This window comes from Bradyrhizobium sp. AZCC 1610, from assembly GCF_036924515.1.
Taxonomy (GTDB): Bacteria; Pseudomonadota; Alphaproteobacteria; order Rhizobiales; family Xanthobacteraceae; genus Bradyrhizobium.
On the sequence record NZ_JAZHRR010000001.1, the window covers coordinates 1,307,197 to 1,327,709 of the forward strand.

The window sequence follows — 20,513 nt, forward strand, 5'->3', positions numbered from 1 at the left end:
AGATATTTCTAAGGCGTGGCGACCAGCCTCTTCCGGCGCAGGCGATTGTTAAGCAGGCTCATCGGATCAACTTGTGGGCTGGGCGTGGAGTGGAGGTATTCGTATTTGCTCCACTGGTTGGACGGCCCGAATAGAAATAGCCTGACGGGAACTCGCCCGCCGCGGCGTACCGCTGAAAAGCCTTCTGCGTTCCGTAGAGGATGCCCATCCGCTGCCTTGGCTGCATTCTGGAACTGGTTCAAGGTCTGTGAGCCGGTGCTGCCATGGCCGTCATAGATGATCCCGTTTGTTACGGCAGTGCTATAGCCAGAGGTACCAGAACCTCCGCTGGTGAAAGCCCCGAAGCCGGTTGAATCCGCGCCGATCGTGACCGTGGTGCCGGTGACGGAAAGGTGGCGTGGTCCCCGCGGCGTCAAATCCCGGTGCGAACTGGGGCTCGGCAAGCGACCAACCTCTTCATACCGGGAGTCCGCCTATCGCAATGCCGACGGAAACGATGTCGATATCGGCGCAAGCGTGCCGCGGGATCGCAGTTTTCGGCGCAGCCGGTCGATGAGGAGGTAGATCACCGGCGTCGTGTACAGCGTCAGGATCTGCGACACGAGCAGCCCGCCGATGATGGTGATGCCGAGCGGCCGGCGCAGCTCGGTGCCGGGGCCGGTGGCAATGACCAGCGGAATGCCGGCAAACAAGGCCGCCATCGTCGTCATCAGGATGGGGCGGAAGCGGGCGCGGCAGGCCTCGAAGATCGCATCCGCCGACGACAGGCCGCGGTTGCGCTCGGCATCGAGCGCGAAATCGACCATCATGATGCCGTTCTTCTTGACGATGCCGATCAACAGAATGATGCCGACAAAGGCGATCACCGTCAGCGGCGTATTGGTCACCTGCAGTGCCAGCAGCGCGCCGAGCCCTGCGGACGGCAATGTCGAGATGATCGTGATCGGGTGCGCCAGGCTCTCGTAGAGCACGCCGAGCACGATATACATCGCAACCAGTGCGCCGAGGATCAGCAGCGGCTGCCGCCCGCTGGTCTTGTTGAAATCGCCGGCATTGCCATCGAAGCTGCCGCGGATGCCTTCCGGCATGTGCAGCTCCTCGACCGCGCGCTGGATGTTTGTGGTCGCGACCTCCAGCGGCACGTCGGGCAACAGATTGAACGACACCGTGGCCGATGGGATCGACTGGGTGTGATTGATCGCCAGCGACGCCAGACCGCGATCATAGCGAACGACGGCCGACAGCGGTACCTGCGCATCGTTGGCGCCCGCCACGTAGATGCGCTCCAGATTGGAAGGGTCGCTCTGGAATTTCGGATCTATCTCCAGCACCACCATGTACTGGTTGCGCTGGGTATAGACGATCGATATTTGCCGCTGCGCAAACGCGTTGTTCAAGGCGTCATCAATATCCTTGACCCGGACTCCAAGCGTGGCGGCGGCGTTGCGGTCGATCGTCAGCGTGAGCTGCAGCCCGGCGGCGTCGCGGTCGGTGGAAATGTCAGCAATGCCCTCGACCGTTTCCATGCGTTTGGCGACGATGGGGGCCCACTTCTTGAGAAGGTCGATGTGGACGCTGGTAACCGTGTATTGGTAGTCGGAGCTGCTTTGACGTCCGCCGGCACGAACATCCTGAGCGGCAAACATGTAGAGCCGTACGCCCGGCATCGTTTCGAGCTTCTTGCGTAGCCGGTCGATCACGAGTTGGGTGCTCAGCCCGGCTCTTTCCTGTGGCGGCTTGAGGCTGATGAAGAACAGCCCCCGGTTCGCCGTCATGCTGCCAAGGATCGATCCGACCCCCGCGACGGCGTCGTCCGATTCAATGGCGTCCTCGAGCTGTTTCTGAAATCTGGTCATGGACTGGAACGAGGTGTCCGATGAACTTTGCGAGGCGCCGACGATGAGGCCGCTGTCGTCGATCGGAAAATAGCCCTTCGGGATCTTGATATAGAGCACCACCGTCAGCGCGATGGTCGCAAAGAATACGGTCAGCGTCAGGAACGGGAAGCCCAGCACCACGCGCAGCGTCCAGGTATAGAAGGCGACGATGCGCGACAGCATGCCCTCGACCAGGCGATCGAGCCAGGTCGCGCGGTCGAAGGTGGCCTGCTTGATGTAATGTGCGCAGATCATCGGCGTGACCGTGAGCGAGACCACGGTCGATACCATGACGGCGAAGGTCAGCGTCAGCGAGAATTCACGCAACAGCCGGCCGGCGATCCCGTCCATGAAGATCAGCGGGGTAAAGGCCGCGATCAGGGACAGGCTGATCGAGAGCACGGTAAAACCGATCTGTTTGGCGCCCTCCAAGGCGGCCGGATACGGTGCCATTCCGTGCTCGAGATTGCGGTGCATGTTCTCGATCATGACGATGGCGTCGTCGACCACGAAGCCGACCGAGATCGCAAGCGCCATCAGCGACAGATTGTCGATCGAGAATCCGGCGAGCCACATGCCGGCGCAGGTGCCGGCCAGCGCCAGCGGCACCGAGACGCCGGCCGCAATGGTCGGCGTCAGCCGCCGCAGGAAGACGAACACCACCATCATCACCAGGAACGCGGTCGCCAGCAGCGTGAACTGCATGTCGAGCACGCTGGCGCGGATGGTGTTGGTGCGGTCGACCAGCGTCGAAATCTCGAGGCCGGCGGGCAGCCATCGTTTGAGTTCCGGCAGCAAGGCTTTTATGCGGTCAACGGTCTCGATTACATTGGCGTCGCCCTGCTTGGTGATCTGGATCAGCACCGCCGGCTGCTTGTTGAACCAGGCGATCGAGCGGTGGTTGCGGACGGAGTCCTCGATCTCGGCGACGTCGGCCAGGCGAACGAAATTGCCGGCCGAGCTCTTGATGATGATGTCGCGGAATTCGGCCGCGGTGCGCATCTGCTGGTTGGTGGAAATCGTCTCGCTCTGGCGGCCGCCGTCGAAGATGCCTACCGGGCCCAGCGGATTGGCGTTGATGATGGCGAGCCGCATGTCATCGGTGGCGATTCCCGCATTCGACAGCGCCACCGGGTTGAGCGCGATCCGCACCGCCGGCTGGTCGGCGCCGCTCACGGAAACTTCGCCGACGCCAGGCACCTGCGAGATACGCTGCGCGATCACGGTGTCGGCGACATCATACATCGCGCTGGTCGTCAGCGTCTTCGATGTCAGCGCCAGCACGAACATGGGCGTCGCCGCGGGATTGGCTTTACGGAATCGCGGCAGCGATGGCAGGTCGCCCGGCAGGTCCGCCAATGACGCATTGATCGCGGCCTGGACGTCGCGCGCCGCGCGGTCGATGTTGCGGCCGATCGAGAACTGCAACTGGATGCTGGTGGTGCCGAGCGAACTGGTCGAGGTGATCTGCTCAATGCCGGCAATCTGCCCGAGCCGCCGCTCCAGGGGCGCCGCGACAGTGGCCGCCATCACGGCGGGATCCGCGCCGGGGCGATTGGCGAACACCCGGATCATCGGGAAATCGACATTGGGCACCGCCGAGACCGGCAGGAAGACATACGCGACCATGCCGACCAGAAAGAGCCCGATCGCCAGCAGCGTGGTGCCGACCGGCCGGCGGATGAAGGGCTCGGAAATCGAGGCCATGCTCAATCACGTCCATGGCGCCGGCGGAGCGGGCGCCGCATGTGGTGCTCCAGTCTTTCGAACCTGCCGGAATCCCGGATTAAATGGTTGGCCCGGACAGCGTCAGTTTAAGTTGGTATTTACCAGACGGCCGCGGCCCTGAATAAGCCCTTCCGCAAATATAATTAGCTTTCCCGATAACCGTTACTTGACGTTGACCGTCTTCCCAGCGGGTTCCATCCGTAAACCCTTTGAACACCAGTGACCAACAGTATCGTTCGCGGAAATTCACGAAGATGAATTCAGAGGCGATCAGGATGTTGGCCAAGATACTGGACCGGGCGAGACCCCGTGTCGGAAAGCTGTTTCGGGGCGGGACCTTGCGGTTTCGCGACCGTAAAAATGCGGGCTATACGCTGCTCGAACTGCTGGTCGTAATGGGTATCCTGGCGGTCCTGACGGCAATCGCTACGCCGCAGCTGATGGGTTATTTCGGCAAGGCCAAGACCCAATCGGTGCAGCTCCAGATCGAGAATATCGGGACCGCGCTCGAACTCTATTATATGGAAAATGGCGCCTATCCGAGCGCCAGCGCTGGTTTAAAAGCCTTGGTCGAAGCGCCTCCCGAGGCGCCGCGCTGGAACGGTCCGTATCTGAAGAAGGCGAAGAACCTGCTTGATCCCTGGGGGCGGCCCTATCAATACGCCATCATCGATAGCCAGTACGAGGTCTATTCGCTGGGGCCGACCGGCAAGGCCACCTCGGCGTCTGTAGCCCAGTCATCGTCGTCGTACCGCAATTCAGGAAGCTAGCCTGAGTGGGGAGGCGAGATTGCTTTAGTCGACAGATGCCGTGGCGGCTGACGCTGCGCAGCAATATTTTTTGCGCTGAGAGTTGTTGGATGGGCCAGCGTTTCGCTGTGCCCAACACTTGCGGCGTTCCGATGCAAAAAAGGGCAAATATCGTCCTGTCCGCAGTCCTCTTGGCCGCAGCCATCACTTGGTGGATCAAGCGAGTCTGGATCGTCCACACGACGCAGGCACGCAAAGTCATGCGGGCTGTCGTGCGCCACCACGCACCTCAGATAGGCTGCAATTTCGCTGCGCGATGCCTGACAAGGGAAGCGGAACAATGGTAGCAGTTTCGCGGATCCAATTCTTTTGCCGCTCAAAGGGGCCACGCGGCGAGATGTTGGATATCGTATCGAAACATTGGTCGTGAAGGGTTGGCGTGGCGAGGCGAGCGATCTGCCGGAAAACAGCAAGTGGGTGCTTGACGTACGGCGTTCAGCTAGTTGGTTTGGTTAATTATGCGAATCATGTACATTAAACCCATTCCTTGGGGGCTATGTCGTGAAATTCAAATCGAAGATATCCGGTTTTTTGGCGTTAATAGCGATGTCTATCGCTTTGTTGCCTGGGGCCGCGCATGCGGCACTTTTCAACTTCAGTTATAGTTTTCCGACATCCGATACACTGAACTTCCCAAGCGGATTAACTTCCGCTTCAGGTCAAATCACCGCGACGGATCAAGGCGGCGGCGTGTTCCTTGCCACTGCCATAGCGGGATTTTGGAATGGGGAAACCATCATCGGTATTATAGCCGCTGGTGGCTACCAAGGTATCAACGACAATTTGATTTTTCCTTCCTCGTATCCTGTCCTGAATTACAATGGAATTGCGTTTTCTGTGTCTGGTCCGACCAATGCGGTAAATGTCTATTATTATCCTACCCTCGGCTACACCGAAGATTTTTCGAGCGTTGGCGTTTCTCCTGTTTTCAATTTGACCGCCGCGGTCCCTGAACCCTCTACTTGGGCGATGATGATCCTCGGCTTCATGGGCATTGGCTGCATAGCCTACAGGCGTCGTAAGGCCCTGACCACTGCTGCCTGACCATGTCGAAATCGCAATCGCAGAGACCGCCACTGGCGGTCTTTTTTGCTATTGCTAGTTTAAGACCAGAATAGAATTGATCGGGTTTTTGACGTCTAGACTGAATTTTTCATCCAGCAGCGGTTTGAGTCTCGGGGTCTGCACGTCCAAGTGGACGGTGAGCCTTTTCCTCGCCAAAGTCGGTAGATCCGCGACGTCCCTTCTGCCGCTGGAAGACGAACAGCTATGGGTGGCCGAAACGCCCTCGCTCGTTGGCGAGATCGCACAACCGGCCGCGCGTCGCGTCTGGACGGCGGTTGGATCGGTAACGGATCTTCTTATCCGCGCCGAGATAGAGCGATAGAGCTGGCCTGCCGTTCCGATAGGCTCGTGACAGCTTGCGAGACTGCAGAATTCTTGGGCGGGCCCGCCATTTTTGAAGGGAGTTCGCGAAGGGCGCGGACCCAAGCATCTGCTCGGCCAGGAGCTTTCTCAGCCCCGCTCTGCTCCTCAAGCTCCTTGCCGCTCTGCCTCGGAGACATCCGTGCCGCCGATTCTGGCCTTCCAGATTAAGGACCGTTGGCCTCAGCGGTCCCGTGCTCGCGGACCAGAGAGACCATCGCAAACGGCGGGCTGGCCGATGCTTTCCAAGCCACCTGCGTAGAGAATGACGGAATGACGTCAATCATCGGACCACCAAAGCGAAGCGCCGTGAACAAACGGTCAGGTCGGCTTACGACTTCGGTCGAGGGCTCAAGACGCTCAAGGGTAAGCGATGTTTTGCGGCCACCTTCCGGATGATGCGCTGATCTGCGAGTCTGCGGTTTGGTTTTAACCGTAAGGCTTAGAATGGACACAGTGCGTAGTGCTACCACGGAGCCAGTGCGGCGGCTGGAAGTCTTCACCGGAGCCGGTCGTCGGCGGAAGTGGAGCGACGAGGACAAGGCGCGGATTGTCGCGGAGACTGTAGCGGGCGGGGAGTCGGTCTGTGCCGTGGCCCGGCGTCATGGGCTGTCGCCGCAGCAGTTGTTTGGCTGGCGCCGTCAACTGAGGGAAGCTGCGGCCCAGGATTCTGAAGCGGAAGAATTGCAGTTTGTGCCAGCGGTGGTGGATGTGCGCGCTTCGGCGCCCGCGCAGCGCAAAGCCCCGCGATGCAAGTCCGAGCCCGACGTCGGGATGATCGAGGTTGAGGTTGACGGCGTTACGATCAGGGCCGGTCGCGGCGCGGACGCAAACACGATTGCGGCCATCGTCCAGGCGCTGAAGGCGAGCCGGTGATCGGTCCAACGGGTGCGGTTCGGGTGATGGTGGCAACCAGGCCGGTCGACTTCCGCAAGGGCGCCGAAGGATTGGCCACACTGGTGCGCGAGCACATGCTGGCCGATCCGTTCTCGGGCGCAGTCTACGTGTTCCGGGCCAAGCGGGCGGACCGGATCAAGCTGATCTTCTGGGATGGAACGGGCCTGTGCCTGTTCGCCAAACGGTTGGAGGACGGCATCTTCCGCTGGCCGAAGATCGAAGACGGCGTGATGCGTCTGTCGGCGGCGCAATTGTCGGCGCTGCTGGAAGGGCTGGACTGGCGGCGGGTGCATGAGGCACGGGAGACGGTAACGCCGACACAGCCCGGATAGTTGTTGGCAGCGCTGTGGCGAAGTGAATCAGGGCTGTCGGGATCGTCGCAAAGCCCCGCCGAATATGATCTGATTTGACCATGCCGAGCGACGCATTGCCTGATGATCTCGATACGCTGAAAGCGATGCTGCTTGCCGAGCGGTACGAGAGCGAGCGGCTGCGCCAGATCATCAAGGAGCTGCAGCGACATCGCTTTGGCCGTCGGGCGGAGACGCTGCCCGAGGAGCAGATGCTGCTGGGTCTTGAAGATGTCGAGCAGGTCGAAGCCTCCAGCGAAGCCAGGGAAGACACGAACGCACCTGATGTGCGAGCAACCCGGGCTCACAAACGTAGGGTCAATCGTGGATCACTGCCGGCGCATCTGCCGCGGATCGAAGTCGTCGTCGATATCGACGACAAGTCTTGCCCCTGTTGCAGGGGCGATCTGCACCGGATCGGCGAAGACAGGAGCGAGCGGCTGGACATGGTGCCGGCGCAGTTCCGGGGGCTCGTCACCCGGCGGCCCAAATACGCCTGCCGATCGTGCGAAGACGGTGTCGTGCAGGCGCCTGCTCCGGCCCGACTGATCGAGGGCGGATTGCCGACCGAGGCCACCATCGCCCAGGTTCTGGTCTCCAAATATGCCGATCACCTGCCGCTGTACCGGCAGGCGCAGATTTATGCCCGCCAGGGCATCGATCTCGATCGTTCGACGCTGGCGGACTGGGTGGGACAGGCCGCCTGGCACCTGCGTCCGCTGCACGAACGTCTGCTCGGCAAGCTCAGGCAGAGATCAAAACTGTTTGCCGACGAGACGACGCTGCCGGTGCTCGATCCCGGCCGCGGCCGCACCAAGACCGGTCAGCTCTGGGCCTATGCCGCGGACGACCGGCCATGGGGCGGCGCCGATCCGCCGGGCGTCGTCTATGTCTATGCACCCGACCGCAAGGCCGAGCGGCCGATCGCCCATCTCGACGGCTTCAAGGGGATCCTGCAGGTCGACGGCTATGCCGGCTACCGCAAGCTCGCCGAGCGCGGCGACGTCCAGCTTGCGTTCTGCTGGTCGCACATGCGGCGCAACTTCTATGAACTCGCCACCCCTGGCCCGGCGCCCATTGCGAGCGAAGCGCTCGAGCGAATTGCCGAATTTTATGCCATCGAGAAGGACATCCGTGGCCGCAGCGCCGAGGAGCGGCGTCTCATCCGGCAGCAGAAAAGCCGACCGCTCGCCGACACATTCGAGCAGTGGCTGCGCGCAAAGCTCGCCCTGATCAGTCAGAAGGGCAAGCTTGCGGAGGCCATCCGCTATGCGCTCTCGCGTTGGGAGGGCCTGACGCGCTTCATCGACGACGGCCGCATCGAGCTCGACAACAATGCCGTCGAGCGCTCGATCCGCCCGATCGCGCTCAACCGCAAAAATGCCCTGTTCGCGGGCTCCGACGGGGGCGCCGAGCATTGGGCCGCTATCGCGTCACTGATCGAAACTTGCAAACTGAACGACGTCGATCCGCTCACTTACCTCACCGACGTGCTCACCAGGATCGCCAACGGTCACCAAAACAGCGAGATCGACCAGCTGCTTCCGTGGGCCTACAAACGTCAAGACCTCAGGGCCGTGGCCTGAAAACGACGCTTACGCTCAAGGTCCCGATCCCTTACGTGTTCTTTTGCTAAGCTTGAGTTTCCCGGCCCAATGTTTCTCTATCAATCCGGTCCAGCAAATTCCGGGACTTCAACTTGGCCAAAACAAAAAAGAAGCCGCCCGGATGGAGCGGCTTCTTTAACGAGGGCTGTTCTTCCGAAGTTAGGAGAGACGGAACTTTACCATGTTGGTCCCGTTCCGGCGGCGGTACCCCAAGAAGCCAACACCAAGGAAACCAAGGATCATCATAGCCCAGGTCGAAGCCTCTGGCACAGCCTTGATGGAAATATCGTCGATCACAAAATCCGAATCAGGCGAACCGCGGAAGCTGGGGTTAAAATTCAGAGCAAACGTGTAGGGACCAGCAGCTCCCGCCGTGAACATGGCAGAATAAAACGTCCAGTCTGTCGGCAAGGCTTGCGCGCTAAAAAGCGGCGACAGCTGGTCGGTGTTCGACGTTGAGGACTGAAGGGTGGCGTCGAACGGATTCTTCTTGCCGTTGTCGGTCGAGTATACCTCGAAGCTTATTAGGTATTGTTTGCCCGGGTCCAAAACGACTGACTGAGAAATGAACTCGGCCTTAGCGTCGCCAACGAAGTATGCACCGTAATTATTCAAGGGCGTCGGGTTCGGAACGCTTTCGCCAAAGGCCCCAGTCGGATAGCTGCTGATTTGATTATACGCGATAACCACCTGAGGGTGGTCGTCTCCGACAGGGCTTGACAAGTTCCAGCCCGAAAAATCGCCGGATTCAAATCCCCCATTGGTAATAAGCTCTACAGCCTGGGTCGGACCACATGCGAGCAGCAAACCAGTTGCTACCGAGAACGCAAAATTAAATATCTTAGCTTTCATTAAACCCTCCATAAACCTACTGTTAAATATTTAACTAAACAAAATATCAATGTCAACTGCAGCGCACCCTTTTTTGAATGGTTTCAACCAATATTTAACTATGGGCCAACCTACCGCGAGGCTATCGGAAGGGCAAGCCAAAGGTTCGCATTCGGTGCGAAGTCAGGGCCCGGATCAAATATGTAGCGTCCGTTGAGGGAATTCGTGCTGGTTGATTTGCTGCAAAATCAGACGGTTAAATCAGTAGCTTAGAGTTTAAACAGTGAATCAGCAGGGACAAGGCAGAAGCCAAGATTCAAGCCCAGTTCGGCATGTTTGGTGAAAAAGACCCACCTATTTCCTGGCAACGGCAGGTCAACGAAGCGGTAGATTTCAGTTTGCTTCCCCTGAAAACGAAAGGACCAACAATGCAAACGGCGATCGCGCAGACGCACTATTTATTTCCGCCTTCGGCCACTGCTCACGTTGCTTGGGCGCTGGGCGGCCTGTCCGGATTGGCGGCCGGAATAAACTATATTCAACAGATCCAGGCCCGAGGATGGAGCCGCGTCAAACATCTCGGATAGCCTAACCCTTCATGGCGACCTGGATGTTTATGGGACGGACCATCGGCTGAAAATGGCCGGGGCCAACGTTGCTTTCGTCGTCGGGGCTCATTTGCGGAATCAGTTGCTGCGAATCGGAGTGCCTGAAGACAAGATCATTGCAACGGCCCGGCTGGCAACTCTGGGAACAGAATGGGGTCACCTGCCTGGCGAGCTTCGACTGGCGACCGTCGCTCGTTGGATCCAGCAAGGGCATTTTCACACACTCGCTGCCATCGCGCGCACCGAAGGCTGGTTTGAACATCAGCTATACGATCGCAGGTGGCGGCTTCTTTAGAAGTGCGATTGTATCGAAGGTGGAAGAGCTGGGATTGTCTGACTGTGTGGAAGAGCGCGCAATGCGCCGCTCCGCGCTGAACCAATTTGTGCCATGCCTGACACAAATATTGCTCTGATCGACAATCATCTAGGGCAAGAGTGCGATCCGTTTGGCTTGTGTATACGCGGAGAGAAGAAGCGCAATCTGCGTGGTAGAATTTCTGAGCGAGATGGTACTTCGTCTCGACCGTCGATCGAGACGGTCGCCTTATCGACCGCAATCGCCGCTTCGCGCGGCCACCATTCCTAAAGAGCCGAAAGCAAGAACGCGTGTAACACCAACTTGTGGAATAAAGTCTCTCCCTTTTTTAGAGGGCGCGAAGCAGAAGGTATTGTCGAAGGAATTGGAATATCTAGAGTCTTCGCTCTGGACCTTATTGCCTCATCATTCATCGGAGATCAGCCTCACGTAAGTGATGATCTCGCTTGCTAGGAACAGCTCGTATGAATGTGCTGCGATTGCCTTTTGGAACGACAGGCTGGTGCCCTTTCCAGGCATCATCCAGTCGTGTGGTTCGATATGAACGACGGTTGTTTCTGCGAGCCATTCAGTGTTGTCTGAAAATAGATCGGATTCGAACCCCTCGATGTCCACCTTAGCGATGAACGGAACGCCGTTCTTTATTGTCGAAAATGCCTCCTGCATGGTTATAATCCGTAGGCCATTTTCGGCGCGGACTGTTTGTGTGGCCCAACCCATGCCTTCACTTTTGACCGACACAAAACCGGGTGACGATCCGATCGCTGCTTCAATAGGCGTGACGGCATCAGTTAGGTCGGCATTCATGCGTAGCACGGAATAGTTGGCCGGATCGGGCTCGATCGCAACAACGGCCGAAGCGGGATAGCGACGTTTAAACCAAAGGGCGGCGGCCCCGATGTTGGCCCCAGCGTCCACAATCACGGGAACGCCGCCCCTATCGCAAATCGCCTTGTATCGAGCTGTGACACGGTAATCTATTTCCGGAACGCCGTTTGCCATGTCGTAATGCCGAAAGCCAAAGACCTGCCGAACGGCGGCAACGTCACTTTCGCCCGCCCGAACGTGTATTGGTTGGCCGTTGATTCGGATCAACGCCGTCTTGGCGCCGGAGAGGCGAGGAGAGTGGCGCCACAGGAACCCTGGGCCGAATTGGGAAATATCTTGAAGGTTAACGCGGATACGGTCCAAGACGCTCATGATGTGGTCGGCATATAATCGGCCCCTGACGTAAAGGCCACTAGTCTAGCACGCAATTGCCCGAAAATGGCCACCCTTCACTGCCTTTGGGGTTGCGCCAAATCCCTCAGTGATTTCTTCGTCGAATTACCAGCTTAGCGAGCCTGCCGCAGGCAATTAGATCAGCTTCCGCCAACCGACAGCGAATTTTGGCTCCGCAGGTCGGGTTTCGACCCGTTCAAGGATGGATCGTACTAATCCGGCTCTGCCGGGATATGTACGTTAAACCTAAATATTCGTCATGGACTGGGAATGTAGATTACAATTATGGGATCAGCTGATCCTTAGCCAATGGCTTTGCGCTTCATTTTCCGCAACGCGGTCAAAGCTGCGCTAAGCGCGGGAATCCGGTCATAAAACTTCTCGTCAGAGATGTTTGACTTTGACGGCCTTTGTCTCCCTAGCGCGGGAGTAAAAACGAAGGTCCTGAGCCGCGGGTTTTGCTTTCGAATGGTGGAGTACGCCCCGTCAATGTGCATGGGCGCACCGTCCGGGTGCCCTGGAGGACGGGCAAGGATAGTTTCGAGTTCTTCGATAATTTTGGAAACCGTGTCTTTGTGGACCATATAGAAGTGAGTGCACATTACGCCCAAGTCAGGGGCGATCGTTAGCAGCCCTTCAGGTTGGTTTTGCAGGTAGTGCGCGGGATAAAACAAATCCCAATCTTGGGTCTCCAATTCTCCATAGGCGCGATCCCAAAGACGAATAAAGTCCGGCGCAAAATTCAAGTCGTCTTCCATGACGAGGACGTGTTCTTTGTTGATGTACCCACGCTTCAACGTCGCCAGATGGCTTAGGTAGCAGCCGTGTGCGCCAATGGAAGGGAAGCCTGCTGTGCTGTCGGGTCTGATCGCGCTGGAAAACTGAGCGTGCCAACCTACGCGGTGCAACTGTTCTTCCATTTCGACCCGCCGGTCCAGTCGTGAGGGAAGATTGATTACATATTTTGAAATCACTTTCGTTACCTCGGCCGCAAGATTTATAAATGGAAAATAGGCCACGGTCGGCATAATGAGCATCGCGATCAATCCGCTCAGATATTCATGGCGCCGCCCATCGTTCCTTTTGCCTAGAGCTGTCACAGCGAAAATGACCATGGCGGTCGATATCTATACCGCAATGGCAAAATACAAAGACCATTATCCCAGCACGCTACCCCACATTGCTACCCCTTATCAACGCGGTTCCGAGGGGATTGTTAACGGCTGTCTCAGAGAGAGCGGGAGACCACGGACGAACCATCGACAAGCATAGCGTGTTGGCGTGTCGATATAGCGAAGCGCGCAATTAACTATCGTCTACCTAATCCGGTGGTCTTCTTCGGCATCTCTGATGCCTATATCGTCAAATGGAAATGGAGTTCGAGTCGCTCCCCGACGACGGTTTGCTAGCCGTGACAGGGGAGAACGCTGGACACGCCAAAACGCACTGGTTACACGGTATGATAGAGTCACTCACTCGTGGGCCTGCATCCTTATGGAATCTAACTGGATTGCATACTCGGCGCTATTGATTTGGCCGCTAGTCTCAATCGCTCTATATTTATCGCTTTCGCTCTGCCAAGCGACCGTAGCAACAATATTGGGCGCTTATTTGCTGCTGCCCGTCGGCACCAACATAAAATTCGAAATGCTTCCGCCAATCGACAAGAATACCGTCCCAGCGGTTTGTGCGCTCGTCGGCTGTTTAATATTTAGCAAGAGAGCCGAGCCAAACAGGCGCACCGGTACGACTGGTTTCGGATTCGTGGTCGGATCGCTGACGCTTACATATGTTCTCGGTGCATTTGTTTCGTCGCTTTTGAACAGCGATCCAATTTTAGTTGGAGAGCGCTTTCTCCCGGGAACGGGCATTTATGACGGCGTCTCAGCAATCGAAGCCGCAATTATTGCTGTCATTCCTTTCTATCTGGGACGAAAATATTTTTCGAGCTCATCGGATAGCGTTGAAATACTCAGGCTCCTTGTGATCGCCGGGTTGATCTATTCACTGCTCATGCTGTTCGAAATTCGTTTCAGTCCGCAGCTTCACCATTGGTTATACGGTTTCCATCCCACAGACTTCCAACAACAGATCCGGGGCGAGAGTTTCCGGCCAATGGTATTTACCGGCCATGGCCTTGTTGCCACTTTGTTCCTCATGACGGCGGGGGCCGCATCGGCCGCCATGGCAAAGGCCCAATACCCGGTTTGGAGCTTTCCTGCATCGAGCGCGAACATTTACCTGAGTGCGGTGCTCGTGCTCTGCAGGAGCGCTGGAGCGATCGTTTATGGCGCAATATCGGTCGCGTTGATTTGGCTGGCCAGTCCCCGCATGCAGGTTCGTGTGGCGGTTGTCCTTGTGACGTTTTCGCTTGGCTATCCGATACTGCGCTCGTTAAACCTCGTTCCAACCAATTTTATCGTAGATATTGCGCAATCTGCAGGCGATGAGCGTGGCAGATCCCTTGCTTACCGGTTCCTGAACGAAGATTTGTTGTTGGATCGCGCTTCGCAACGACCCTTTTTTGGTTGGGGCAGGTATGGGCGAAATCGGGTCTATGATCCTGAGACCGGAAAAGATCTCGCCGTGTCGGATGGGAAATGGATACAGACATTCGGCCAGTTTGGATTTCTTGGTTTCATTTCAGAATTTGGACTTCTGAGTTTAGCGGTCTATCGTGCGATTTTAGCGGTCAGGCTTTGCCAAAATAGACGGGAAAGGATTTTTCTGGGCGCCCTGTCATTGATCGTCGGTCTTAGTGTCGTTGACCTCTTGCCAAATTCGACGTTGCGCCCTTGGACATGGTTTATTTGCGGCGCGCTATTGGGACGAGGCGAAAATTGCGTGGCGGCCAGGCGAACAATTAGCCGACGTCCGCTGGCTTCCAGCAATGCTATCTGAACGATGCGAAATAGTAGAACAGTCTGTCGGCGACTGCAGGTTCTCGTCTGATCAAGTTGTTTATCGACCAGGTCGAGAACTGAAACTCCCGAAGTGCTACGAGCGATCAGTCGCCCTGCTTGAAACGAGAATTAACCACGGGCCCGCCGGCTACTAGCATTTTTGGAATTTTCTATTCATTACGTGAGCGCAAGCGCTCGACAAATTCGCATTCCGGTCAAATGATCCGTCCACCACCCCAACCCCACGTCGAACAGGAATTCAATGTTGCGACGACTTAGACAATCGGCTTTTGAGTTGCTTGGCTTCGCGCACTGGAGTGGCTTCCAATGAACGCGGTGTCCCTCGACCAATCCGAATCTGCAACACGGTCCTTCAAGTCCCGGGTGGTAGGCGCCGGGAGTTGGACTTTGTTGGGACATTTTCTGGCGCTTGTTTTGCGGCTGATCGGGACCCTGGTCTTAAGCCGAATTTTTTACCCTGAAGTGTTCGGCATCTTGGCGGTAATCACGGCGGTACAGATTATTATCACATTGCTCACGGACATCGGTCTTAGGCAGGCAGTTGTTCAGAGCAGGCATGGCGCCAATCGAGAATTCCTGAATACCGCATGGACGGTTCAAATTCTACGAGGCTTTGCCATTTGGGGGGTAGGCGGATGTTTTGCGGCTGGCTTATCGCTCGCCGACGGTCTTCGCCTTTTGCCGCCAAATTCGGTTTACGGCCATCCGGGACTTCCTGCTTACATAGTAGTTGCATCTGCGTCGGCGGCCATCCTTGGTTTCCAGTCGATGAAATGGATAACAGCAAGCCGGAATCTAAACCTGCGGCGGCTGATTACGATCGAGTTGGCAGTGCAGATTTTTGGACTGGCCTTTACCATCGGATTTGGTTGGTTAACCCGTTCGATCTGGTCTTATATCGCTGGATTGGTTTTTGTCTCCGTCATAACGGTGCTGTTGAGCCACACCTTCCTGCGAGGACCTGCGGACCGGTTCTGTTGGGACCGCGCCGCGCTCCGCGAATTGTTCCGCTTTGGCAGATGGACGTTCCTGTCCTCGGCACTTAGCGCGTTCGCGGTAAATGGCGACCGCTTATTGTTGGGCGGTTGGGCAGATGCGTCGAGATTGGGTTACTATTCAATTGCCGGCAATTTGGCTTCAGTTGCTGAGGGCTCAACGAATCAATTGTTTGGTAGCGTTGCTTTTCCGGCGCTAAGTGAAGCTGCGCGCGTCAGCCCGCGTCGCCTCATCGACGTTTGCAATCGGATGCGATGGTTTACCGACACAGCGCTGCTCTGCCTGGCGGGATTTTTGTTCGCGACGGGTGCTCTGATCATCAAGATCTTATATGATCAGCGCTATGCAGACGCGGGCTGGATGCTGGAATATCTATCCTTCGGCCTCGTGTTCGTCCGTTACGGTCTTTGCCAAAGCGCTTTTCTCGCTTTGGGGCGGCCCGAATACGTCACCGTCCTTAACGTTACCAAGTTGGTGTCACTTTTTACGTTCATGCCCGTTCTCTACTATTCATTTGGTTTGCCTGGTGCCGTCATAGGCTTCGCAATCCATATGCTCCCTACCACGTTATGGATTTTCTATTTCAATGCAAAACACGAGCTCAATAATCCTCGCATCGAAATAGCAGCGCTGGGTGGCTGGGTGGCCGGGTGGCTGGGTGGGCTCGCGTTTGTAAGGCTGGCTGCCGCATGCTGCTGATAGTCCATCAAGCTGGCCGCAGCCCAATCATCTGAAGCCAGGCGGGAGTGTGAATTGAAGAATCAGACGCCAAAGATGGATCCTGAGAGGAAGTTGCGGGTCCTGCTGATTGCGGAAGCTGCAAACCCGGAATGGACCAGCGTTCCACTCGTCGGCTGGAACCTCTCACGCGCGCTATTAAAACATGCAGACGTTCATCTGGTCACCCAAATTCGCAATAGGGACGCCTTGCTGCGCCATGGATTGATCGAGGGCCAGGACTTCACCGCAATCGATAATGAATACATAGCGTCACGGCTGATTGCACTTGCAGCCAAATTGCGCGGCGGAGTGGGCAAGGGGTGGACAACGATTTCCGCCTTTTCAGTATTGTCCTATTACTCATTCGAACAGGAATTGTGGAAGCTCTTTGAGAAGCAATTGGTCGCGAGAGAATTTGATTTGGTTCATCGGATCACGCCGCTCAGCCCGACTAACCCCAGCTTGATCGCAAATCGTCTGGCTCGTCTCAGTATTCCTTTTGTTCTTGGTCCGTTGAACGGAGGAGTACCATGGCCGAAAGGCTTTACGCATCGGCAACATGCCGAGCACGAGTGGCTATCTCACGTCAGGGGTTTGTATAAGCTAATGCCGGGCTACCGATCAACGCGTCGAAAATGTGCCGCAATCATCGTCGGTTCGAAGTTTACTCAGCAGGAAATGCCTCGTTGGGCGCTTGGAAAGTGTATTTATATTCCCGAGAACGCCGTCGATCTGGAGCTTTTCAATAGCCCCAGAATTTCGCAGAAGGCGTCCCCCATCCAGGCAGCATTTGTCGGGCGGCTAGTGCCGTATAAAGGAGCCGACATTGCCATCGAAGCTGCCGTGCAGTTTTTACGCGCAGGCTCCTTGCAATTGCAGATCATCGGTGACGGACCACAAAAGGATTTCTTGATCGCAAAAGTGAAGAAGTTGGGCGTCGAAAGAAGTGTTCAATTTCACGGGTGGCTATCTCAGCAAGAAGTGCAGAAGAGGCTGAGCGCCTGTGATTTCCTGGTATTTCCCAGCATCAGAGAATTTGGTGGAGGTGTGGTCCTCGAAGCAATGGCACTCGGTGTTACGCCGATCGTTGCTGACTACGGAGGGCCCTCTGAACTGGTTGATGAGGCAACTGGGATTCGAGTTCCGTTTGTTGACGAAACTAGCCTAGTCGAAGGATTTAGACGTGCGATGCAAGCGATCATTAGTGCTCCGGATACGCTCAATCGATTAGGATCCGCAGCCAGGCAGAAGGTTGTTGAGGAATTTACCTGGGAGGCAAAGGCAAGAAAGATCAGCTCCATCTACCATTCCGTCGTTTCTAAATTTTAGCAACCGGGTCGCTGCTAAACTACCTAAAGGTAGAATTGCGGCGGTTTGAACTGGATCTACTATCTTGAGGTGAGTGCTTGGTTTTGGCTTTTTGCCACCGTGAATTGGATGCAAGTAATTCTGCAAGTAATTCTTAGCTTTGATTTTTCGGCTGGAAAAATTGGACCTTACGATATCATTTCTATGGGTTATTTTACTTCGCATTGACGGTGTTCCAAATGGGTTCCATTTAATCAACCACTTGGAAAGGTAAGTCTTACAGGATTGGCCAAAGATCGAGTTCCGCCGGAGTTTAGGAGTTTATGTCTTCCTTTGGAAAGCCAGCGGCGCGACCGGACGCGCACTTTCAGTTCTGTGGATTTGAACCAACCAAGCGAGGCTACCTGTGAAGATTTCTCGACGGCACTTTTTGGCTTCAGCATCGGCGGCTGGTATCCTTTCTTCCTCCGGCGCGCTGGCGCTAACTCGTCCACTGGTGGCGCCGGCGGTTCCCACTGCAAGGAAAAATCTCGTAATAGGAACGGCCGTGGAGGCTGGGATGTTCAAGAACCTGGCGCTTACGCTGGGGAGTCTTCAATCGACGCCAGGCTATGCCTATCCGGCCATTCTCGACGTCAATGGTTACCCGACCGCTACTCCGACCAATAACATCTACGGAATAGTAAAATTCCCCTCCAACTTCATTGTTTCAAATCAAATGGTGTTGAAGTGGAAGGGTACGGGGACCATTCAGCTTGGTCGAGGTTCACCTGGTTTCTCGATCATATCTGGTGAAAATTTTGTCTCCGGCGGCACTGGCTTCAATTTGAAGGTCGTGGGAACTAACCCGCGCGTGGTGTTTACGTTTGTGTCTTCTGTTCCTGCCTCGGTTTCTTTCTCGTTTGTGGCGGGAGAGAAATTCTCCGGGATGTCAAACGTCGTGCTGTGCAAGCTCTCGGACGAGTCGGCCATCGATCGCGCAACGACACCTGAAGAGATGTTTGCTGACGATTATATCGGCACTTATCAGCTACTGGCTCCAAGCATAGTGCGTCCCATGGGGTGGACAAATCCGAACTTCGGAAATGTTTCTCAGCTAAGATACGTCGCTCCATGGCGGACGAGCATCAACATTAGCAGCCAGCGGTGGGTACCAGGCGCTTGGGCGGGATCAACGTCGGGGATCAATGAATACACCTGCTCAGCTCCCCCAGATGCAGCCAAGACGTATGTCGATGGAGAGATGATCCACCTTCAGTTCGCGCAAGCTAACACGGCTACGAACGTTACGATCAATTCCGGGGGTAGGGGCCCTGTGCGGTTACTGGTGGGAACAGGGGCAGCCACTGGTCAGCCTATGCCCATTGGGAAAATTGCCGCCAACTCGCTTGCGACCTTGACCTACGACGCGGTTCTCAAAGCGTTCATGTGGCAGCCCGATGGCCAAATGCCTTGTATCCCCTATGAATTGCAGATCGCTTTTGCCAACAGGGTGAACGCCAACTACTGGTGCAATTTTTCAGGATATATGGATGACGCTTCAGTAAAAGCCCTTACGGCACTAGTGCGAGATAAGCTGCGCTTGGGCGCAACCGCATATTTTGAGTATGGAAACGAGATCTGGAATAATGGATTTCCTGCAACTAGATGGGCATTTGCGAAAGGCGCTGCGCTCGGTTTTCCCGCCGACAATAATCGGCAAGTCTACGGCTGGTACGGCCTCCGCGTTCGGCAAATTATGGGGATTGTTACTTCGACCTGGTCGCCCCGCTCCCTTGCTGAACTAAAGCGGGTGATGGCGTTTCAGGCGTTTGGCCCCGTCGCGGGCACAAGCATTTATAGGATGCAAGGTGCCGATCTGAACGGAGCTTCATACCCAGTCTATGCCAAGACTGGTTATCCCAATTACAATGTTGCGCCCAATCGGCCGATTGATTATTGCGACGTGCTGTCTTACGCGACGTACTACTCTGGCGCACAGTGTACTAATTTTGACGTAAACTATGTATCGAATGGTGCATCGAATATTGCGGGTCTGCTCGCGGCGGCCGATGATTATGCGAGTGCTGTGCCATCCAAAATGGCATCGGCATTAGCATTCCTAGATAACGATATTCGGGCTGGAACACTGAGGAATGGTTCCAAGGGTGCGCAGACCTTGCTCGCTTTGAGCAGCGGCGCTAGAGGGATAGGGATTTATCCGGCTTGGGAAGCTGTAGCCACAACCTTCAATAAATTTGTCGAGTGCTATGAAGGCGGTCATGAAAGCTGGTATCCTTCAACGCAAACGTGCACGACCTTGGGAATTTCGTCTTCTTATGGCGGCCCCTCGGGCGAGATAGCTAATCTCCTCACCGCTTATAAGATGAGCCCTGCATTTAGTCTGCTCGTACAGGATCAGTTATCCCAATTCATGGCCCACCCGCATTCACGAAGTGCTTCGTGGTTATTGATTCCTGGATTGAATCAGTGGGCACTGAGCACTGGCGATAACTATGCGCCAAAATTCAAGTCGTGGGATGCACTTCTTCAAAGCAAGTTATAGATGCGCGCAATACGGCAATAATCTACTTCTCTGCATCGCAAAAATGACCGCTCGCAGGAGTTTGCAATAGACGGTCGCTGCTGTGTAGAAGCCGGTTCGGCTGATAGAAACGCGCTCGATATGCGAGGTCTTGAATTGCTGGCGTTGTCACCTTGCAGGTGAAGTCCAGCCTTTGCAATCGAAGGCTGCGTTAACGATATCGGCTGAAGAAAATCCTGCGACTGATGGAATCTTGCTTTGAAGTCGTTCGGCAGAGTAATATGAACGGGATCGTACATTGGTAACCATGTCCCCGTTAAACCCGGCGTCTTTTCTTCCGCAAATGAACGAAGGGCTTCCAGATCACCTTAG

The 20,513-nt window shown here is 55.9% G+C and carries 14 protein-coding genes and 1 pseudogene; 10 read left to right on the forward strand and 5 right to left on the reverse strand.

Going from position 1 to position 20,513, the window contains the following annotated elements:
* Positions 1-473 precede the first annotated feature (473 nt).
* Positions 474-3,584 (reverse strand): efflux RND transporter permease subunit, encoded by a 3,111-nt coding sequence (locus tag V1279_RS06505; RefSeq protein WP_334433625.1) that lies wholly within the window; start codon positions 3,582-3,584, stop codon positions 474-476.
* 296 nt (positions 3,585-3,880) lie between these two features.
* Between V1279_RS06505 and gspG the strand changes: the two genes are divergently transcribed.
* From gspG to tnpC, 5 genes and pseudogenes are all read left to right on the forward strand, one after another.
* Positions 3,881-4,375: a type II secretion system major pseudopilin GspG gene (gene gspG / locus V1279_RS06510; protein WP_334433626.1), complete on the forward strand. Its 495-nt coding sequence runs from the start codon at positions 3,881-3,883 to the stop codon at positions 4,373-4,375.
* A gap of 981 nt (positions 4,376-5,356) precedes the next feature.
* Positions 5,357-5,458: pseudogene (locus V1279_RS37760) on the forward strand (PEPxxWA-CTERM sorting domain-containing protein); the annotation flags it as partial.
* Positions 5,459-6,319: 861 nt separating this feature from the next.
* A complete protein-coding gene (tnpA, locus tag V1279_RS06520) occupies positions 6,320-6,715 on the forward strand; it encodes an IS66-like element accessory protein TnpA (protein WP_334433628.1) in 396 nt (131 codons plus the stop codon).
* Positions 6,712-7,068: an IS66 family insertion sequence element accessory protein TnpB gene (gene tnpB, locus V1279_RS06525; RefSeq protein WP_334433629.1), complete on the forward strand. Its 357-nt coding sequence runs from the start codon at positions 6,712-6,714 to the stop codon at positions 7,066-7,068. Before tnpA ends, tnpB begins: the two co-directional genes overlap by 4 nt.
* An 80-nt stretch (positions 7,069-7,148) precedes the next feature.
* A complete protein-coding gene (tnpC, locus tag V1279_RS06530) occupies positions 7,149-8,672 on the forward strand; it encodes an IS66 family transposase (RefSeq protein ID WP_334433630.1) in 1,524 nt (507 codons plus the stop codon).
* Between the two features lie 180 nt (positions 8,673-8,852).
* On the opposite strand, the gene V1279_RS06535 is transcribed toward tnpC, so the two are convergent.
* Complete coding sequence (locus tag V1279_RS06535; protein ID WP_334433631.1) at positions 8,853-9,545, reverse strand: PEP-CTERM sorting domain-containing protein; 693 nt, start codon at positions 9,543-9,545, stop codon at positions 8,853-8,855.
* Positions 9,546-9,856: 311 nt separating this feature from the next.
* On the opposite strand from V1279_RS06535, the gene V1279_RS06540 reads away from it, so the two are divergent.
* On the forward strand, positions 9,857-10,111 hold the full coding sequence (locus V1279_RS06540; RefSeq protein WP_334433632.1) for a hypothetical protein: 255 nt from the start codon (positions 9,857-9,859) through the stop codon (positions 10,109-10,111).
* Between the two features lies 1 nt (position 10,112).
* Here V1279_RS06540 and V1279_RS06545 read toward each other — a convergent pair whose 3' ends face one another.
* From V1279_RS06545 to V1279_RS06555, 3 genes are all read right to left on the reverse strand, one after another.
* Positions 10,113-10,394, reverse strand: a complete 282-nt coding sequence (locus V1279_RS06545; protein ID WP_334433633.1) for a hypothetical protein — start codon at positions 10,392-10,394, stop codon at positions 10,113-10,115.
* A 459-nt stretch (positions 10,395-10,853) separates the two neighbouring features.
* Complete coding sequence (locus V1279_RS06550) at positions 10,854-11,648, reverse strand: FkbM family methyltransferase (protein ID WP_334433634.1); 795 nt, start codon at positions 11,646-11,648, stop codon at positions 10,854-10,856.
* A gap of 323 nt (positions 11,649-11,971) precedes the next feature.
* The gene (locus V1279_RS06555; protein ID WP_334433635.1) at positions 11,972-12,784 is read right to left on the reverse strand and encodes a hypothetical protein; all 813 of its coding nucleotides are present in this window, start codon (positions 12,782-12,784) and stop codon (positions 11,972-11,974) included.
* 496 nt (positions 12,785-13,280) lie between these two features.
* On the opposite strand from V1279_RS06555, the gene V1279_RS06560 reads away from it, so the two are divergent.
* The 4 genes from V1279_RS06560 (at position 13,281) to V1279_RS06575 (ending at position 20,162) form a co-directional block, all read left to right on the forward strand.
* Positions 13,281-14,570, forward strand: a complete 1,290-nt coding sequence (locus V1279_RS06560) for a hypothetical protein (RefSeq protein WP_334433636.1) — start codon at positions 13,281-13,283, stop codon at positions 14,568-14,570.
* Positions 14,571-14,899: 329 nt separating this feature from the next.
* Positions 14,900-16,288 carry an oligosaccharide flippase family protein gene (locus V1279_RS06565; protein ID WP_334433637.1) on the forward strand — a complete coding sequence of 463 codons (1,389 nt, stop codon included), beginning with the start codon at positions 14,900-14,902 and terminating at the stop codon, positions 16,286-16,288.
* A 54-nt stretch (positions 16,289-16,342) separates the two neighbouring features.
* Positions 16,343-17,638, forward strand: a complete 1,296-nt coding sequence (locus tag V1279_RS06570) for a glycosyltransferase family 4 protein (protein ID WP_334433638.1) — start codon at positions 16,343-16,345, stop codon at positions 17,636-17,638.
* Between the two features lie 538 nt (positions 17,639-18,176).
* A complete protein-coding gene (locus V1279_RS06575; protein ID WP_334433639.1) occupies positions 18,177-20,162 on the forward strand; it encodes a hypothetical protein in 1,986 nt (661 codons plus the stop codon).
* The last annotated feature ends 351 nt before the right edge of the window (positions 20,163-20,513 follow it).

What these genes read in the sequence shown, in the direction of transcription:
- V1279_RS06505 (WP_334433625.1), bottom strand. Translation starts at nt 3,584, where the DNA reads ATGGCCTCGATTTCCGAGCCCTTCATCCGCCGGCCGGTCGGCACCACG.
- gspG (WP_334433626.1), top strand. Translation starts at nt 3,881, where the DNA reads ATGTTGGCCAAGATACTGGACCGGGCGAGACCCCGTGTCGGAAAGCTG.
- tnpC (WP_334433630.1), top strand. Translation starts at nt 7,149, where the DNA reads ATGCCGAGCGACGCATTGCCTGATGATCTCGATACGCTGAAAGCGATG.
- V1279_RS06535 (WP_334433631.1), bottom strand. Translation starts at nt 9,545, where the DNA reads ATGAAAGCTAAGATATTTAATTTTGCGTTCTCGGTAGCAACTGGTTTG.
- V1279_RS06540 (WP_334433632.1), top strand. Translation starts at nt 9,857, where the DNA reads ATGTTTGGTGAAAAAGACCCACCTATTTCCTGGCAACGGCAGGTCAAC.
- V1279_RS06545 (WP_334433633.1), bottom strand. Translation starts at nt 10,394, where the DNA reads ATGTTCAAACCAGCCTTCGGTGCGCGCGATGGCAGCGAGTGTGTGAAA.
- V1279_RS06550 (WP_334433634.1), bottom strand. Translation starts at nt 11,648, where the DNA reads ATGAGCGTCTTGGACCGTATCCGCGTTAACCTTCAAGATATTTCCCAA.
- V1279_RS06555 (WP_334433635.1), bottom strand. Translation starts at nt 12,784, where the DNA reads ATGGTCATTTTCGCTGTGACAGCTCTAGGCAAAAGGAACGATGGGCGG.
- V1279_RS06565 (WP_334433637.1), top strand. Translation starts at nt 14,900, where the DNA reads ATGAACGCGGTGTCCCTCGACCAATCCGAATCTGCAACACGGTCCTTC.
- V1279_RS06575 (WP_334433639.1), top strand. Translation starts at nt 18,177, where the DNA reads ATGTTCAAGAACCTGGCGCTTACGCTGGGGAGTCTTCAATCGACGCCA.